This window comes from Pseudarthrobacter sp. KH_020_B (assembly GCF_057840185.1).
On the sequence record NZ_CM174506.1, the window covers coordinates 3,305,921 to 3,322,546 of the forward strand.

A 16,626-nucleotide genomic window follows, 5' to 3' on the forward strand; every position below is an offset into this window, starting at 1 on the left:
TGGAGGTCAGCCCCAGTGCGGCGGTTTGTTTTCCTTCAGCCAGGCGTCGTGATCGTTATCGGGGCCATCGCCCCAGCGCTTCGGGTCATCCTCGGCAGCCTTGTTGGGCAGGATGCCTTCAGTCCCTGGCAGCTGGCGGTCCGGTACAGCGGCCTTGCCGTTTGCTGCGCCATCCGCCTGGCCGTTACCGTGCGTAGCTGCCTGATCGGCGTTCCGTGGCGTCACAACAACCGCCTCCTCACTGGCCAGGCTTCCGGCCTGGTCGTCGTACCTGTCATTTTCTGCGTTCCCCAGCGCCAGCGCGTCCATGTCCTCGTCAAAGAATCCGCCCGAGGCCGTGCCCCGTCCGGGCGGCAGAACATTTTCAAGGCCCAGGTAACCCGCGATCCGATCCGCGCAGGCGGACGGGTCCGTGAAGACTTCGATGGTCCACAGCGGCATGTACCGCCAGCCCATCCGTTCCAGCAGCTGCGGACGGAGCCGGCTCCGCTCACGGACACTCATGGTGCGGTACTGCTCGGTGCCATCCGATTCGATGGCCACCGGCCGCGGTATTTCGGCGTCGTCCTGACCCATGGTGCTGAGCGGGTCTGCAGCGGCCACCACGTCAATCACGCCGTCGTACTGGTGCCAGACGCGGGCGCCGCGGGCACGCAGCCTGTCGCCAAGATCGGCCACGAGCGGATCGGCTCCCAGCGCCTGCTCACTGGCGGCCGCACGCGAGGCGGGCGTTCCGAGGTCGGTTTTTCCCGCAATCTCGCGGTTGAGGAGCTCATAGAAGTCCACCGCGCCGTAGGACAACCGCGTGAGATCGAGGTCTTCGGGCTGGAAACACGTCAGGACGTGGAGCGAACGCCGGGCACGGGTCATGGCCAAGGCGAATTTTTCCCGCCCGCCCTCAGCGGACAGGGGTCCGAAGTTGTGCAGCGCCCGGCCATGCGGGGTGCGCCCGAACCCGGGCGAGAAGATCACGTGGTCACGGACCAGGCCCTGTGCCCGCTCAAGGTCAACCACCCGGAACGACTCGGATCCTGCGCTGAAGAAGCTGGCCAGCCCCGGGTGGTTCGGGAGCTGAAGACGGATGGACTCACCGATCCTGGCAGCATGGCGCAGGCTGGCGGTGACCACTGCCAGCGATGTGCGCGGCCGCGTCCGGGCGTGCTCGAAGACCAGCTGCACCACGCGGTTAACCTCGGCCACCACGGATTCGACGCCTTCGTGGTCGGCACTGGGCAGGCCCGTGCCGTCGGGCAGGTACTCAACGAGGAGGGCCCTGTCCAGTCCCGTGGCTGACTGTCCCTCGGGGAGCCTGCGGAGGGCGCCGTCGTAAGAGTTCTTGCTCAGCTGCAGGACCAGATCCTCGTCAACCGCGCGGTACACAAAATTCAACCGCCAGACAGGCAGGATGGCAGACAGCGCCGAGTACGCGCTTTCGACGCGCTGGTGGGCCGCTTCACCGGCGGCCAGCCGCTCGACACCCACGGTGAAAGTCCGGGGGCTGGCAATCTTGGCATCGCCGAAAGCTATGACCTGCCTGGCCCGGGCGATGGCCGGCAGGACGGCCTGCACCGATGTCGCCTCAGCGTCCAGGATGACTACGGCGTCGAAGTGCTGTTCGGCCGGCAGGAGCCCGGTCATGAGGTACGGGCTGACCGACCAGACGGGCACCAGCATGGGGACCAGTTCGGGGGCCTGTGCCGTCAGCGCGGCGAGGGTAACGCGGCCGTCCTTGAGCAGGCTCCTGAGCAGCTGGGCCTGGCGAGGGTGTTCCGCAAGCGCGGCCCGCCACCGTTCGGACAGGTCCCAGCGCAGGCGCGCCGCGCCGCTGGCAATATGGGCGTTGTCCGCGAGCCGGTACTCGGCTTCAAGCTGCCGGAGCGCGTCCCCGTCGGACATAGCCAGGTAATCGTCGCCGCTGATCATCGCTTCCAGCGCGGACTGCCACCAGGCTAGCTCGAGCTCGGCTGCGACGGACTCCGCGGGAACCTCCCGGTCCGCAAGATCGGCGAGGAGCTCCCCCAGGCCGTGCTCGCGCATGTTTTCCACGAGCAGCGTGCGCTCGGGCAGCGTTTTCAGCGTGTGCGTGTCGGCCACGAGCCGCTCCAGCCGCTCCATGAGTACCTCATAGCGGGCCGCGGCCAGCGAGCCGCCGGCTTGGGTGTGCCGGAGGGCCTCCCCCAGCTGGGTCAGCTCCCGGTCCAGCGACCGGTACATCACGTTCATTTCGGCAAGGCCCGAGGGGACGGCCGGGTGGCGCTGCGAGGTGGCGTACCCGGACCAGAGGGCCCGCTGGTCCTGCACGAGCACCAGCGAGCTGTGGAGATCGGTGATGTGGACGCCCGGACGGACGTATTCTTTCGCGACGCGGCGCAGGCGCGAACGCTGCATGGACGCCATGTCGACGTTCCGCTCCCGGCGCCAGGCGGAGGACGCCGTCGCGGAGATGAGGTCGTTGACCGGCCTGTCGAAGATGTCCGGGGTGAACTTATCCAGGCTTTCGCGGACAGCCATGAGCAGTTCAAGCTGCTCCCCCCACTCCGAGAAGGACGTGCCAAGCCGGATCTCGGCATGCTCCGCCACGCTGTTCATCCGGTCGCGCAGGACCGGCAGGTTCTTAGCCACTGACCGGGCGAGCTCCTGGGCTTCCTCGGTTTCCTTCCGGGTGAGCAGCCGGGCGCCGTGCCACGGGCTGGTGGTGGACGCGCGGCTGAAGCTGCCAAGCTCGGCGGCGCGGCGAAGCCTGCCGGCGAGCTCGTTGCGGTCGCGGATGCTGTCCAGCACACTGCGCTTGAGCCGCACAGTGGTGGCGGGGGCGGGGTGGATGGACGTCAGCTCGGCCAGTGACTGCATGGCCTGGTACGGCGAGCAGCCCCAGCGCTGGCGCACGTTGTGCAGGGACGCCACATGGTCCATCAGCGCGTGCCGGTGCTCGGTGAGGGTTTTGTGGAGGTTCCCCAGCTGCGGTTCGAGGGATTTTTCGTTCCGTACGATGGCCCGCACCAGCTGGGCCTTGAGCTGCTGTGGTGTTGAGGTGCCGGAGAGCTGGAACAGGATGGATTCAAGCCCAAGCGATTCCAGTTGTGCCGATACTTCGTTCAGGCTGGCCCGGCGGTCCCCCACCACCAGGACTGACTTCCCCGCGTCCACCAGGGCACCGATGGTGTTGATGGCCGTCTGGGTCTGTCCCGTGCCCGGCGGGCTGCTGACCACCAGGGAGTCCCCTGCGCGGGCGGCATCAATGACGTACTGCTGGTCAGGATCGGCGTCGAGGAGGAGGAGTTCGTCGTCCGGGTGGCGGGCGTCCACATCCGGGAAGCGGGAGGGGTCCGGCGCGGGTACGTCAATCACTTCACCGCCGCCGGCTTTGGCCAGGGCGGCGACCAGCGGGTTGCCTTCATTGATCCAGGGATCGTCCAGGTTGCCCGAGAGGTCCGCAAAAGTGGACACCAGCAGGTTGTGCTGGGCTTCGGCGCCGTGGATGGGCCGGATCAGAGTTGCGAGCTTGTCCAGGACAGGCTGGGGATCGAAGCGTGCGGTGCTGTACGCGAGGCGCGTCACGGCGTTAACGTCAAAAACAATGCCGTGGATGGTCTTCAGGTGCCGGACCAGGGCCGGGTTGATGTTGGCCTGCTCGGTGAGCTGCAGCTCGTAGTCGTCCTCCCCGGGGCGGACCGTCAGCGAGATCGCCGTGAGCATCACCGGCGCGGAAACCCGCTGGGGCTTGCCGCCAACGGCGGAGGTCCACACCACGGTGCCCGCGGAAAGGTAACCGGCATCAATGCCACGGTCATTTCCGAGTTCGAAGATTTTCGAGCGGATGTTCCGCGACGCCCGGGCCGCGACGACGTACTGCTGGTGGTCGCGGATGAGCGTGGACAACCGAGTGCGGCGGCCGGCCATGAGCTGGGCCAGGCCGGACGGGTGCGCATTGGTCAGGTCAATGAAACCTTCGGGGGTCTTGGTGAAACGCAGCATGGTGTCTGCCCCGGTGACGGGTTTAAGCCCGGACAGCCATTTTCCAAGCTCCTCAGAACCCTCCGGGTGGCCTTGACCAACTGACACTACTGCCTTCTTTTCTGCGTTTGCACGTGACGCCCTGGACCATACCGGCATACTTTCGAGCGTAGCCGCAAAGAAGCCGGGATGAGAGACCGCAACACTGGATCAGGCCAAATTGCGGTGGATTTCAACAGAGGATAGCAATGGCCGGCCTCCGCTGACGGAGACCGGCCACTCACACTGCTATTCCCACTCGATGGTTCCCGGCGGCTTGCTGGTCACGTCCAGCACCACGCGGTTAACGCCTTCCACCTCGTTGGTGATCCGGTTCGAAATCCGGGCCAGGAGATCATACGGCAGGCGGGACCAGTCCGCCGTCATGGCGTCCTCGGACGAAACGGGACGGAGCACGATCGGGTGGCCGTACGTGCGGCCGTCACCCATGACACCCACACTGCGGACGTCGGCCAGGAGGACCACGGGCATCTGCCAAACCTCGTTGTCCAACCCGGCTGCGGTCAGCTCGGCTCGCGCAATGGCGTCTGCCTTGCGGAGCAGGTCCAGGCGCTCCTGGGTGATGTCGCCGACGATGCGGATTCCCAGGCCGGGGCCGGGGAACGGCTGGCGGCCGACGATTTCCTGCGGCAGGCCCAGCTGGGCACCCACGGCGCGGACCTCGTCCTTGAACAGTGCCCGGAGCGGTTCCACCAGTTCGAACTGCAGGTCCTCGGGAAGGCCACCGACATTGTGGTGGCTCTTGATGTTCGCCGCACCTTCGCCGCCGCCGGATTCGACGACGTCCGGGTACAGCGTGCCCTGGACCAGGAACTTGATCTTCTCGCCATGGGCCGCGGCCTCGGCGATGATGGCCAGCTCAGCCTCTTCGAAGGCGCGGATGAACTCGCGGCCGATGATCTTGCGCTTGGTTTCGGGATCGCTGACGCCGGCCAGGGCCGACAGGAAGCGTTCCTGCTCGTTGGCTACATACAGCTTGACGCCGGTGGCAGCCACAAAGTCGCGTTCCACCTGCTCGGCTTCGCCTTCGCGCAGCAGGCCGTGGTCAACGAACACACAGGTCAGCTGGTCGCCGACGGCCCGCTGGACGAGCGCCGCCGCAACGGCGGAGTCAACGCCGCCGGAGAGCCCGCAGATAACCCGGGCGTCGCCGATCTGCTTGCGGATCCGGTCCACCTGCTCCTCGAGGATGTTCCCCGTGGTCCAGTTGGGCTCCAGCTTGGCGCCCTTGAACAGGAAGTTTTCCAGCACCTGCTGGCCGTAGGCCGAGTGCTTGACCTCGGGGTGCCACTGCACGCCGTAGAGGGCCTTCTCTTCGTTGGCGAAGGCAGCCACCTCGGCGCCGGCCGTCGTCGCCAGCACTTCGAAGCCTTCGGGGGCCTCGTGCACGGAGTCGCCGTGGCTCATCCAGGTGTTCTGGTCCTGCGGCATCCCTTCGAGGACGGAGCGGCCCTCGCCGAGGATGGTGGTCTGGGTGGAGCCGTACTCGCGCAGGCCGGTCTTGTCGACCTTGCCGCCCAGGGCGTTGGCCATGGCCTGGAAGCCGTAGCAGATGCCGAAGACCGGGATTCCGGCCTCAAAGAGGTCGGCGCCGACGGAGGGTGCCCCGTCGGCGTAAACGCTGGAGGGGCCACCGGAAAGGATGATGGCGGCGGGGTCCTTGGCCAGGAGCTGCTCGGTGGTGAAGGTATGCGGAACCACTTCCGAATACACATTCGCTTCCCGGACGCGGCGGGCAATCAGCTGCGCGTACTGGGCACCGTAGTCAACAACCAGCACCGGCTTCTGGGAAGTCTGGGATGCAGTGGGAGTAGTCACTGTACTAGCCTACTTTGCGCGGTTGCCCCGCCGCACGTTCAGGACCGTGGGTGTGACGCAGTGAACGTCCGACGGCGGGACTCCCCCACCGCTGCAGCGTTCAGTAGCGCTGCGCGGCCTGCGGGTTCGACGCCAGTTCGGCTTCCACCTCGGCGTGGTACTTCTTCTCCACCAGGAAGGACAGGAACGGTACCACGCCGCCCAGGGCGAGAAGGATGAGCTTCATGAACGGCCACCGCATCAGCGTCCACAGGCGGAAGTTGGAGATCAGGTACACCACGTACATCCAGCCGTGGACGATCAGCACGGCGACGGAGATGTTCGCGCCGCCCAGCACGCCCTTGGGTTCGGCGTCGGCGAAACCGAAGCCGAAAGGCTGGCCTGTGACGGCGTTGGTGCCGCCGGCAAACAGGTACTGGCCAAAGGCGTAACGTGCAATGAGTTCGGCGCAGAGCAGCAGCAGCATGGCGCCCGTGAGGTATGCCAGCACCTTGTAGAACTTCAGGGCGGAACGGATCTGCCGCTCGGTTCCGCCGAAGCGGCGTTTCTTGCTCTTGCCCTGCGCAGAATCCTGCTGGACGGCCGGTTTCGGTTCGATCATGGCTTTACCTTTTGTTGGGGCTGTTCAGAAGTGGCTGGGGTGGGCGGTGTATCCAGGTGAGGATCGTCGTCGAGTTCCTCTTCGAGGTCCCGCCGGTAATCGTCCTTGACCAGCCGCCACCAGATAAACAGGGCGAAGCCGGCGAACACCACCCATTCGAGCGAGTAGAAGAGATTGAGCCAGTTGACCTGCTGCGCGGGCGGCTGGGGCCCGATTTCCAGGGGTTTCAGGGCTCCGTCAACGGCCGCCGCGGATAGGTCGGACCCGGCCGCCAGTTCGGAGGCTGCGGCCACGAATCCCGGGTACATGCTGATTTCCCAGTAGTTGATCAGTTCGGCAACCGACACGGCGGAGGCGCGCCCGGCTTCCGGTGCGGTGGACGGCATCGGCGATTCTGACGGCAGCAGCCGTCCGGTCAGGTTCACAACGCCCGACGGCGGTGCGTCGGCGTCGTCGGGATCCGCCACCCAGCCGCGGGCTACTGGAATCCAGGTCTGGGGGGAAGCAGCGACGCCGGTGAGCGCGGGTGCGCCGGTCACGGCGAAGGCGGAAACCACCCAGTAACCGTTCTCGCCATTCTTCAGGCGCCCAGGCACCAGGACCTGTTTTGCAGGGTCATAGGTGCCGTCGGCGGAGACCATCTGGTCTGACACTGAACCGGGGAAGAAGGCTCCGGGCTCAAGCGTCTCTGTCAGCATCTTGACGTCCTCTGTGGCAGGACTGACCGGAACTTCTGGCTGGACTGACCGCCCGAACTGCCACTGGCTGAGCAGGACAAACACCCCGGAGACGGCGATCGCGAAGACCAGGCCTGCGATCCATCGGGGTTTAAGGGCTGTTTTCCACACGTGTTAACCGTACTTCGTTCCTCTGTAGAACAACTAAACGACCAGGTACGTCCCGGCCTGCCCCACTCAATGGTCGAAGAACACCAGGCTGGAGTTGATGAGTTCGGCGATGACTTCGGCATCGTAGGCCCGCCGCAGCGACTCCCGGAAGGACTCCTTGGACAGGGACCGGGCCAGGGTGGCCAGCACTTCCAGGTGATCGGAAAACGAGCTTGCCGGGGTGGCGATCAGCAGAATGACGGTGGCCGGACCATCGGCGGCACCGAAGTCCAGGGAGTGGCCGTACTTGGTGATTCCCACGGCGATGGAGGTCCGCGAGACGAATTCGCTGCGGGCGTGCGGGAGGCCGATCCCGCCGGGCAGGCCGGTGGCGAGCTGGTGTTCGCGGGCATTGACGTGCTCCAGGAACCGCGGCAGGTCAGTGACCCTCCCTGCGGCGAAGAGGCGTTCTGCGAGTTGCGCCGCGGCGTCCGACTTGTCCGTTGCCTCCAACTCCAGAATCACCATTTCGGAGGTGGTGAGATCGGCATCGTACCGGTCAAGTGGTTCCGCCAAGGCGTGTCCCTTCAGTCAGGAGAATTGCTGGTGTGCGGTGCCGCCTCAGCGCAAAGGGACGATGTCCTCCACGCCCAGCCGTGCAGCGTCGGCGGATTCGTCGTCCGGCTGCTGCTGGCTCAGCCGTTCAGCTTCAACGCGTGCTATGTAGTGCTTTATTTCGCTTTCGCGCTGGACATCGCTCCAGCCAAGGACTTCGCCCATAAGTTTAGCGACAACCGGCACCGCCGACACGCCACGGTCCCAGGCCTCGATGGAGATGCGCGTCCGCCGGGTCAGGACGTCGTGCACATGCCGGGCGCCCTCGTGGGTTGCGGCATAGACGGCCTCGGCCTGCAGGTAGTCGTCAGCCCCGGGCAACGGCTCCGCCAATTCAGGATTCCGGGCGATGATGTCCAGCACCTCCGGGGTCATGGACCCGTAACGGTTGAGCAGGTGCTCCACCCGGGCCACGTGCACACCCGACTCTTCAGCGGTCCGGCTCCTGCGGTTCCAGGCCGCCTTGAAGCCGCTGGCGCCCAACAGCGGGATGGTTTCGGTGCAGCTCGCGGGGACCCGCTCATCCATGGTGCGGGTGGCCTCGTCCACCGCGTCCTTGGCCATGACCCGATAAGTGGTCCATTTGCCGCCGGCCACCACCACCAGGCCGGGTACCGGGTGGGCCACGATGTGTTCTCGGGACAGTTTCGCCGTGGAATCGTTCTCCCCTGCCAGGAGCGGGCGCAGGCCTGCGTAGACGCCTTCAACATCCTCCCTGGTCAGCGGGCGCTTCAGGACCCGGTTGACGTGCTCGAGGATGTAGTCGATGTCCTTGCTGGAGGCCGCCGGGTGGGCCTTGTCGAGGTTCCAGTCGGTGTCCGTGGTCCCGATGATCCAGTGCCGGCCCCACGGAATAACGAACAGCACGGACTTTTCGGTGCGCAGGATCAGCCCCACCGTGGACTGGAACCGGTCGCGGGGCACTACGAGGTGTATGCCCTTGGACGCCCGGACCTTCAGCTGCCCGCGGTCGGTGACCATGGCCTGGGTTTCATCGGTCCACACCCCGGTGGCGTTGATGACCTGCTTGGCTTTGATGTTGAATTGCGAACCGTCTTCGTGGTTGACCACCTTGGCACCCACCACGCGTTCGCCTTCACGCAGGAAATCCACCACCGCCATCTGGTTCACCGCGTGGGCGCCGTAGTGCACTGCCGTCCGGACGAGGTTTGCCACGTACTTGGCGTCATCCACCTGGCCGTCGTAATAGCGGATGGAGCCCACAAAGGCGTCTTTTTTCAGGCTCGGGGCGGCCCTGAGGGTGCCCCGCCTGGTGAGGTGTTTGTGGAACGGCACGCCGCGGCTGTGCCCGCCGGTAATGGACATGGCGTCGTAGAGGGCGATCCCGGCGCCCACATAAGGCCTTTCCAGGAACGGTTTGGTCAGCGGATACAGGAACGGCACAGGCCGGGCCAGGTGCGGGGCCAGGACCGAAAGAATCAGGCCACGCTCGTGCAGGGCTTCCTTAACCAGCCCGAAATCCAGCATCTCCAGGTAGCGGAGGCCGCCGTGGATCAGCTTGGACGACCGGGACGAGGTGCCGGCGGCCCAGTCGCTGGCCTCCACGATCCCCACGGTGAGGCCGCGGGTCACTGCATCCAGCGCCGCACCGGCGCCCACAATGCCGCCGCCGACAATCAGGATGTCCAGTTCGTTGCCGGGTTCCGAGGTGGCCCTGAGCCTTGCGATCGATGCTTCCCTGGCCGCGGGCCCCAGGACCCCGCCTTCGTTTGGAACAGTGTTCACGGAACGCCTCCCTTGCCGCTGCTGCCGGTGGTAAAACCACACTACTTCCTTGCCGCACAGTTGGGCAGGGCAGGTCCAGGGAGGGAGGCGCTCCGGATGACGTCAGCGGCGTCGGCCGCCTGTCAGTAGAAGCTGTCAGTAGAGGCTGTCAGTGACCCGTGTACGGAGAAACCACGACGTCGACGCGCTGGAATTCCTTCAGGTCCGAATAGCCGGTGGTCGCCATTGAACGGCGGAGTGCGCCGATCAGGTTGGACGTGCCGTTGGTGTGGTGGCCGGGCCCGAAGAGCACCTCTTCGAGCGGTCCGACGGTGCCGACGTTGGCGCGGTCGCCGCGGGGCAGTTCCAGGTGGTGGGCCTCCTGGCCCCAGTGCCAGCCCTTGCCGGGTGCCTCTTCGGCCCGGGCGAGGGCGCTGCCCAGCATCACGGCGTCGGCGCCCATGGCAATTGCCTTGACGATGTCACCCGAGGTGCCCATGCCGCCGTCGGCAATTACGTGGACGTACCGTCCGCCGGACTCATCCATGTAGTCGCGGCGGGCGGCCGCGACGTCGGAGATGGCGGAGGCCATGGGCGAGTGGATGCCCAGGGCGCGCCGCGTGGTGGCGGTGGCGCCGCCGCCGAAGCCCACCAGGACGCCGGCGGCGCCGGTGCGCATCAGGTGGAGGGCGGGCGTGTAGCCGGCCGCGCCGCCCACAATCACGGGGACGTCCAGTTCGTAGATGAACTGCTTGAGGTTCAGCGGTTCGTGGTCTTTCGAAACATGTTCGGCTGAGACGGTGGTTCCGCGGATCACAAAGATGTCGACGCCGGCGGCCACCACGGTCTTGTAGTGTTCCTGCGTGCGCTGCGGGGTCAGGGAGCCTGCCACCGTCACGCCGGCGGCGCGGATCTCCGCGAGGCGGGACGTGATCAGTTCCGGCTGGATGGGAGCGCGGTACAGCTCCTGCATCCGGCCGGTCACCGCGGGGCTGTTGATCTCGTCCTGGAGGGCACCGATCTCGTCAAGGATGGGTTGCGGGTCCTCGTAGCGGGTCCAGAGGCCCTCAAGGTCCAGCACGCCGAGTCCGCCGAGGCGGCCCAAGGCGATGGCCGTCTCCGGGGACATGGCCGAATCCATCGGGGCGGCAATCACGGGCATGTCGAACTTGTAGGCATCGATCTGCCAGGAAACGGAAACGTCCTTGGGGTCGCGGGTACGACGGTTGGGGACAATCGCAATGTCATCCAGGGAGTAGGCACGACGCCCACGCTTGCCACGGCCGATCTCGATCTCATAAGTCACTGCTCTAGGTTATCCTCCAGCGGTGTCAACTGCGATTCGAACATCCTGAAGTAGCGGCCGCGCAGCGCCACCAACTCCTTATGCGTACCCTCTTCCACAATCTGCCCGTCCTCGAGCATGTAGACGATGTCGGCCTTCTCAATGGTGGCAAGCCGGTGGCTGATGGCAATGATGGTGCTGCTGCGGTCGGCGAAAAGCCGGGTGAAGATCCGGTGCTCGGCCAGCGCGTCAATGGCCGACGTCGGCTCGTCCATCACCATGAAGGTGGCGTTGCGGTAGAAATTCCGGGCCATCGCAAGGCGCTGCCACTGGCCCCCGGAGAGCCCGCTGCCTTTACGCCCGCGCGGGTCCTCCATCCAGTTGCTGACGTGATTGTCCAGGCCGTTGGGCAGCTTGTTGATGAACTCCAACGCCTCGGCGTCGGACGCCGCCCGGCGGATCCGGTCATCGTTTCGGGGCGAATCGACGTCGCCAAAGCGGATGTTGTCGGCGGCCGTGGCGAACTCGTACTTCAGGAATTCCTGGCTCAGCACCGCCAGGTGGCGGTGCCAGGACTTCACGTCGACGGCGGCGAGGTCGACGCCGTCGAGCATTACCTGCCCGGAGTCCGGGGCGTAGAGTCCGGCCAGGATCCTGATGAGGGTGGACTTTCCTGCCCCGTTCTCCCCCACGATGGCGATGTGCTGGCCTTCCCGGATGGTCATGCTGATCCCGCGGATCACTTCGATGTCGCTGCCGGTGTAGGTGAAGCGGATGTCCCGGAGTTCCACGGTTTTGGGTGCCTGCAGCAGCGGCGGTGCGTGGTGGGAGTGGACCGGCAGCGCCATGAACACTTCGTAGTCCTTGAGGTTCGCCAGATCCTCGTCGATGGAACTCAGGGAGGACACCAGGCTGTTGGCGGTGGACAGGGCGCGGCTGACGATCTGCTGGACATAGAGGAACTGGCCAACGGGCTGTGCTCGGGCGATGATCTGGCCCACCACCCAGATCAGGGAGACGACCTCGGCGCCGTACTGCAGGGCGTCGGCGGCGAGCTGCTTGGGAATGTAGCGCTTCTGGAAGTCCAGGCGGCGCCGCTCGTCCGCGTCCCGCAGCCGGGACCGGAAATCCATCAGGTAGCCCACGATCCCGTACAGCCGCATCTCGGCGATGTGCTGTGGCCGGAGCAGGTTGGTCTCGATCATCCGCCGCTGCCGGCGGGAGTCCACCTGCGTGTTCCAGTGCGCGATCTGCTCGCGCGAGAGCTTGAACTGCAGGTAGACGCTGGGCACGATCGCCACCAGGACAATCACCGCAATCCACCAGCTGACCAGCAGCAGCGCGCCCACGGCCAGGATCACGGAGACCAGTTGCGTGAAGATGGCCGCGATCCGGTCCAGCACGCGGGCATAGGAATCGGAGAACCGTTTGGCCCGGTCGTAGAGGTCCACGGTTTCTTTGTCGTCGTACCGCCAGAACTCCAGGGCCAGGAAGCGCTCGTACATCTGGTCACCCACGATGGCGCCCACCTTGAAGCTCATGAGCTGCTGGATGTAGCGGTCCACGCTGCTGAAGCCGCCCCAGAAGAGCCCCAGGGCAGCCGTGATGATGACATACACAATGGCCTGTTGCCCTGCCGCGGAATCACCGGAGTAGGCGGCCGCCAGCGCCGTGGTGGTCAGCGCTGCGAAGTACGTGGTCACCAACGGCAGCGTCGCCGAAATGAGCGAACCAACCACTTTCATTACGACGGCGGCCGGCGACGCCCGGAAGCTGACCCGCAGCACCTGGGCCACAGCCCGGGCGTAAGGCCGCAGGGCCAACCGCCGCTGAGGGTCCCTTTTTGGGTTCAGTTCGCCGGGATGCCGTGGTTGGGACATGAATTCAGCCTAATCCCGCGCGGTGATTGAGCTTGTCGAAATCCGGGTTTCGACAGGCTCAACCACCGGTCAGCGCGAACCGTAGTTCGGGGCCTCCACGGTCATCTGGATGTCGTGCGGGTGCGATTCCTTGAGGCCGGCCGGCGTGATGCGGACGAACTTGCCGCGGACCTTGAGCTCCGGGATGGTGGGCGCACCGGTGTAGAACATGGTCTGGCGGAGGCCGCCCACCAGCTGGTACGCCACCGAAGCGAGCGGGCCGCGGTAGGCGACACGGCCTTCGATGCCCTCGGGGATGAGCTTGTCATCACCGGAGACGTCTGCCTGGAAGTAACGGTCCTTGGAGTAGGACGTGTTCTTGCCGCGGGACTGCATGGCGCCCAGCGAGCCCATGCCGCGGTAGCTCTTGAACTGCTTGCCGTTGACGAAGATCAGCTCGCCCGGGGACTCATCGCAACCGGCCAGGAGGGAACCCAGCATGACGGTGTCGGCGCCGGCAACCAGCGCCTTGCCGATGTCGCCCGAGTACTGCAGGCCGCCGTCGGCGATCAACGGCACGCCGGCCGGGATGGCTGCCTTGGCGGACTCGTAGATGGCGGTGATCTGCGGGACGCCCACGCCGGCCACCACGCGGGTGGTGCAGATGGAGCCGGGGCCCACACCCACCTTGATGCCGTCGGCACCGGCGTCGATCAGCGCCTGGGCACCTTCGCGGGTAGCGGCCTGGCCGCCGATGATGTCCACGTGCGCTGCTACGGGATCGGACTTCAGGCGGCGGATCATGTCCAGCACACCCTGGGAGTGGCCGTTGGCCGTGTCAACGAACAGTGCGTCGACGCCGGCGTCCACAAGGGCCATGGCGCGTTCCCAGCCGTCACCGAAGAAGCCGATGGCGGCACCTACGCGGAGCCGGCCCTCATCGTCCTTGGTGGCCAGCGGGTACTGCTCCGCTTTGGTGAAGTCCTTGGTGGTGATGAGGCCCTTGAGCCGGCCCTGCTCGTCAACGAGCGGAAGCTTTTCGATCTTGTTCGTGGCCAGCTTGTGGGAAGCTTCCTCACGGCTGATGCCAACATGCCCGGTGATCAGCGGCATCTTGGTCATTACGTCACTGACCAGCCGCAGCGGGAAGTCGGCTTCGGGCACAAAGCGGGTATCGCGGTTGGTGACGATACCGAGGAGCCGCATGCCCTCGTCCACAACGGGAAGGCCGGAGACCCGGTACTGCGAGCAGATCTCATCCAGTTGCGCCAGCGTTGCTTCAGGGCCAATGGTCAGCGGGTTGGTGATCATCCCGGATTCGCTGCGCTTCACGCGGTCCACCTGGTCAGCCTGGTCCTGGATGGACAGGTTGCGGTGGATGACGCCCAGGCCGCCCTGGCGTGCCATGGCAATCGCCATCCGGGATTCGGTGACCGTGTCCATGGCGGCGGACAGCAGCGGTGTGTGAACGGTGATCCGCTTTGAAATCCGCGACGACGTGTCCGCCTCGGACGGGATGACGTCCGTGTGGCCCGGAAGGAGCAGGACGTCGTCGTAGGTCAGGCCGATGAAGCCGAAAGGATTGTGCTCGGGCTGGGTCATGAGTGCGCCTCTTACCTTGGTTATGGGTTCACGGGTAGGGGTTGCAGCTAATGACCAGCCCGTCATTACGGGACTGGTCCGTGCAGGGCCTTAGTTCATTCGGGTGCCTCATGCGCGGTCACCGTGCAGAAAGCTTTGAGTAAATATTAGAACCTCCACGCCGATCCCCCTATTCCGGGAGTCCATTGTGAGCAACGGCACGGCAGCCGCCTGTCAGTTCCAGCCCGTTGCCGCCAGCATCCGCTCCTCAAACATGGGGATCATGCTTTCCACATAGGTCCGGCTGAGGTGGTTGTCGTCCTTGTACACGTAGACGTTGCCCACTACGGCCGGGCAGATTCCGTCGGCGCAGATGAAATCGCTCACGTCCATCAGGTGCAGCCCGTCCACCTTCCCGCGGTAACTCTCCAGCGGTGACGGCTCCACCAGCGATTCGTTTAGCGGCGGATTGCACGCCGGGGCGTCCGGGGTGTGGCGCTGGACGCACTCGGGCATGTTGATGGTGAAGCGCGGGTTGTCCCGGATGCCCACGATCTCGATGCCGGCATCCGCCATGGGCTGGATGCCTTCGAGGTATCCCGGCACTTCGGTCTCGAACGGGGCGTCCTCATGGGTCAGGGTGGCCACGGTGAAGACAGCGTCCGGCCGGTGTTCGAGCACGTACGCTGCGCTGGCCCGGTTGTAGGCGTTGCATTCGGCATTCCTGGTCTCGGATTCGGCCCCGAAACGGCATGCGGGCATCAGCAGGGTGACCAGCTCCCAGCCGCGGGCTTCCGCGATGGGAGCCAATGCGGCCAGGTACTGCTGGGCATGGGAGTCGCCCAGCACAACGATCCGTTTGGTGGCTTCGCCTTCGGGGACGGCCTGCCGGCACCCTGCCAGGACAGGGTCCTCGGTGGCATTCGGACCGACACACGGCGCATGGATTCCGGCCCAGTCGTTGTCAAGGGCGGTGGGCCCAGGAATGATCCTGCCCTGCGGTGCCGGTGCTCCGGCGTTGCCCGGGGTCAGCAGGGCCGCTCCCGGCGTCAGCTCGCGGGGCTGGGCGGCGGTGGCAGCTTCCTCCGCGGTGACGCTCGTCTGCCAGACCGCCACCGGTCCGGCCAGTAGGGCACAGCAGGCAACCACGACGACGGCGGTGCGCCAGGTGCGCACCTGCGGCCAGCGCCACTCCCGGAGGGGTTTTTCCACAAAGCGGGTGGTCAGGACGGCCAGGACCACCGAGGCGGCGACGATCGCGGCGCCCTGGCTGAGGTTGGGTGCCTCGACGCCGGTAGCGGCCAGCGCCAGCACCAGGATGGGCCAGTGCCACAGATAGAGAGCGTAGGAGTTGTCCCCCAGGGAGACCAGCGGCTTCCAGCTCAGGAGGCGGTCCACACCATACCGGCTCCCGCTCTGCCCGGCCACGATGATCGCCGCGGCAGCCAACGTGGGCCACAGGGCCACGAATCCGGGGAATGCCCGGTCCACGGTCAGCAACAAGCCACAGGAGACCATGGCCACCAGACCGGCCCAGCCGAGCACCACACTCAGGATTTTTCCCGGCTTCAGGAGCGGCAGGCCCAGTGCCACCAGCGAGCCCAGGGCGAATTCCCACAGCCGGGCCCTGGTGTCGAAGTAGGCGTACGCCTGGTTCGTTGCCGTCTGGTCAATCGAGAATGCGAGCGAGGCAACGAGGATCCCGGCGAACGCGGCCGCCACCACTGCCCGATAGCTGGCGTTGTACCGATGCCGAAGGAGCCGCCACACAGCAGCGGAAGCGGCGAAGACGATTGGCCACAGGATAAAGACCTGCCCTTGGATGGACAGGGACCAGAAGTGCTGCAGCGGGCTCGCCGCGGCGTGGTCCTGGGCGTAGTAGTCCACGGCGGTGTCCGCCAGCAGCCAGTTCTGCAGGTAGAGCAGCGCCGCCCAGGCCTGGTCCAGGATGACGGGCCAGCGGCCTTGCGGGAGGATCAGCCAGGTGCCTGCCAGGACCCCGAGGATCACCACGACGGCGGCCGGCAGCAGCCGCTTGAAGAGGTGCAGCCAGTGCCGGATCAGATTGAGGGAAGTGCCTGCTTCGACCTTTCGGACGAAGGACAGCGTCAGCAGGAAAGCCGAGATCAGGAGGAAGATATCCACCCCGCCGGACACCCGGCCAAGCCACACATGGTAGGTCACCACCATCAGTACGGCAAGCGCGCGGAGGCCTTGGACTTCGGGCCGGAATGTCGTTTTCCGGGCAGGTTTCCGCGTGCCGGTCTTTGCGTCCAGCGCAGTGCGCGGGGCAGCCTCGGC

10 protein-coding genes are annotated in these 16,626 nt (G+C 65.9%); all 10 read right to left on the reverse strand.

Annotation, left to right across the window (positions count from 1 at the left end; all coding sequences use genetic code 11):
- Window positions 1-6: 6 nt before the first annotated feature.
- The 10 genes from AC3IT0_RS15245 to AC3IT0_RS15290 all read right to left on the reverse strand — a co-directional run bounded on the left by AC3IT0_RS15245 (window position 7) and on the right by AC3IT0_RS15290 (window position 16,602).
- Window positions 7-4,113 carry an AAA family ATPase gene (locus tag AC3IT0_RS15245; protein WP_489320576.1) on the reverse strand — a complete coding sequence of 1,369 codons (4,107 nt, stop codon included), beginning with the start codon at window positions 4,111-4,113 and terminating at the stop codon, window positions 7-9.
- Window positions 4,114-4,242: 129 nt separating this feature from the next.
- On the reverse strand, window positions 4,243-5,832 hold the full coding sequence (gene guaA, locus AC3IT0_RS15250) for a glutamine-hydrolyzing GMP synthase (RefSeq protein ID WP_489320577.1): 1,590 nt from the start codon (window positions 5,830-5,832) through the stop codon (window positions 4,243-4,245).
- 100 nt (window positions 5,833-5,932) lie between these two features.
- Window positions 5,933-6,433: a DUF3817 domain-containing protein gene (locus AC3IT0_RS15255; protein ID WP_489320578.1), complete on the reverse strand. Its 501-nt coding sequence runs from the start codon at window positions 6,431-6,433 to the stop codon at window positions 5,933-5,935.
- Window positions 6,430-7,281 carry an SURF1 family protein gene (locus tag AC3IT0_RS15260; RefSeq protein ID WP_489320579.1) on the reverse strand — a complete coding sequence of 284 codons (852 nt, stop codon included), beginning with the start codon at window positions 7,279-7,281 and terminating at the stop codon, window positions 6,430-6,432. The genes AC3IT0_RS15255 and AC3IT0_RS15260 overlap by 4 nt, the downstream gene beginning before the upstream one ends.
- Before the next feature lie 66 nt (window positions 7,282-7,347).
- Entirely contained in the window at window positions 7,348-7,836 is a 489-nt protein-coding gene (locus AC3IT0_RS15265) for a PTS sugar transporter subunit IIA (protein ID WP_489320580.1), read from the reverse strand.
- A 45-nt stretch (window positions 7,837-7,881) separates the two neighbouring features.
- The gene (locus AC3IT0_RS15270; RefSeq protein ID WP_489320581.1) at window positions 7,882-9,621 is read right to left on the reverse strand and encodes a glycerol-3-phosphate dehydrogenase/oxidase; all 1,740 of its coding nucleotides are present in this window, start codon (window positions 9,619-9,621) and stop codon (window positions 7,882-7,884) included.
- A gap of 148 nt (window positions 9,622-9,769) precedes the next feature.
- The gene (locus AC3IT0_RS15275; protein ID WP_489320582.1) at window positions 9,770-10,906 is read right to left on the reverse strand and encodes a GuaB3 family IMP dehydrogenase-related protein; all 1,137 of its coding nucleotides are present in this window, start codon (window positions 10,904-10,906) and stop codon (window positions 9,770-9,772) included.
- Window positions 10,903-12,765, reverse strand: a complete 1,863-nt coding sequence (locus tag AC3IT0_RS15280) for an ABC transporter ATP-binding protein (protein WP_489320583.1) — start codon at window positions 12,763-12,765, stop codon at window positions 10,903-10,905. The genes AC3IT0_RS15275 and AC3IT0_RS15280 overlap by 4 nt, the downstream gene beginning before the upstream one ends.
- 69 nt (window positions 12,766-12,834) lie before the next feature.
- Window positions 12,835-14,346: an IMP dehydrogenase gene (gene guaB, locus AC3IT0_RS15285; protein WP_489320584.1), complete on the reverse strand. Its 1,512-nt coding sequence runs from the start codon at window positions 14,344-14,346 to the stop codon at window positions 12,835-12,837.
- Between the two features lie 213 nt (window positions 14,347-14,559).
- Window positions 14,560-16,602, reverse strand: a complete 2,043-nt coding sequence (locus AC3IT0_RS15290) for an acyltransferase family protein (RefSeq protein WP_489323814.1) — start codon at window positions 16,600-16,602, stop codon at window positions 14,560-14,562.
- Window positions 16,603-16,626: the final 24 nt, after the last annotated feature.

Excerpts from the sequence above, each read along its gene's own strand:
- AC3IT0_RS15245 (WP_489320576.1), bottom strand. The coding sequence starts at position 4,113 with ATGCCGGTATGGTCCAGGGCGTCACGTGCAAACGCAGAAAAGAAGGCA.
- AC3IT0_RS15255 (WP_489320578.1), bottom strand. The coding sequence starts at position 6,433 with ATGATCGAACCGAAACCGGCCGTCCAGCAGGATTCTGCGCAGGGCAAG.
- AC3IT0_RS15280 (WP_489320583.1), bottom strand. The coding sequence starts at position 12,765 with ATGTCCCAACCACGGCATCCCGGCGAACTGAACCCAAAAAGGGACCCT.
- guaB (WP_489320584.1), bottom strand. The coding sequence starts at position 14,346 with ATGACCCAGCCCGAGCACAATCCTTTCGGCTTCATCGGCCTGACCTAC.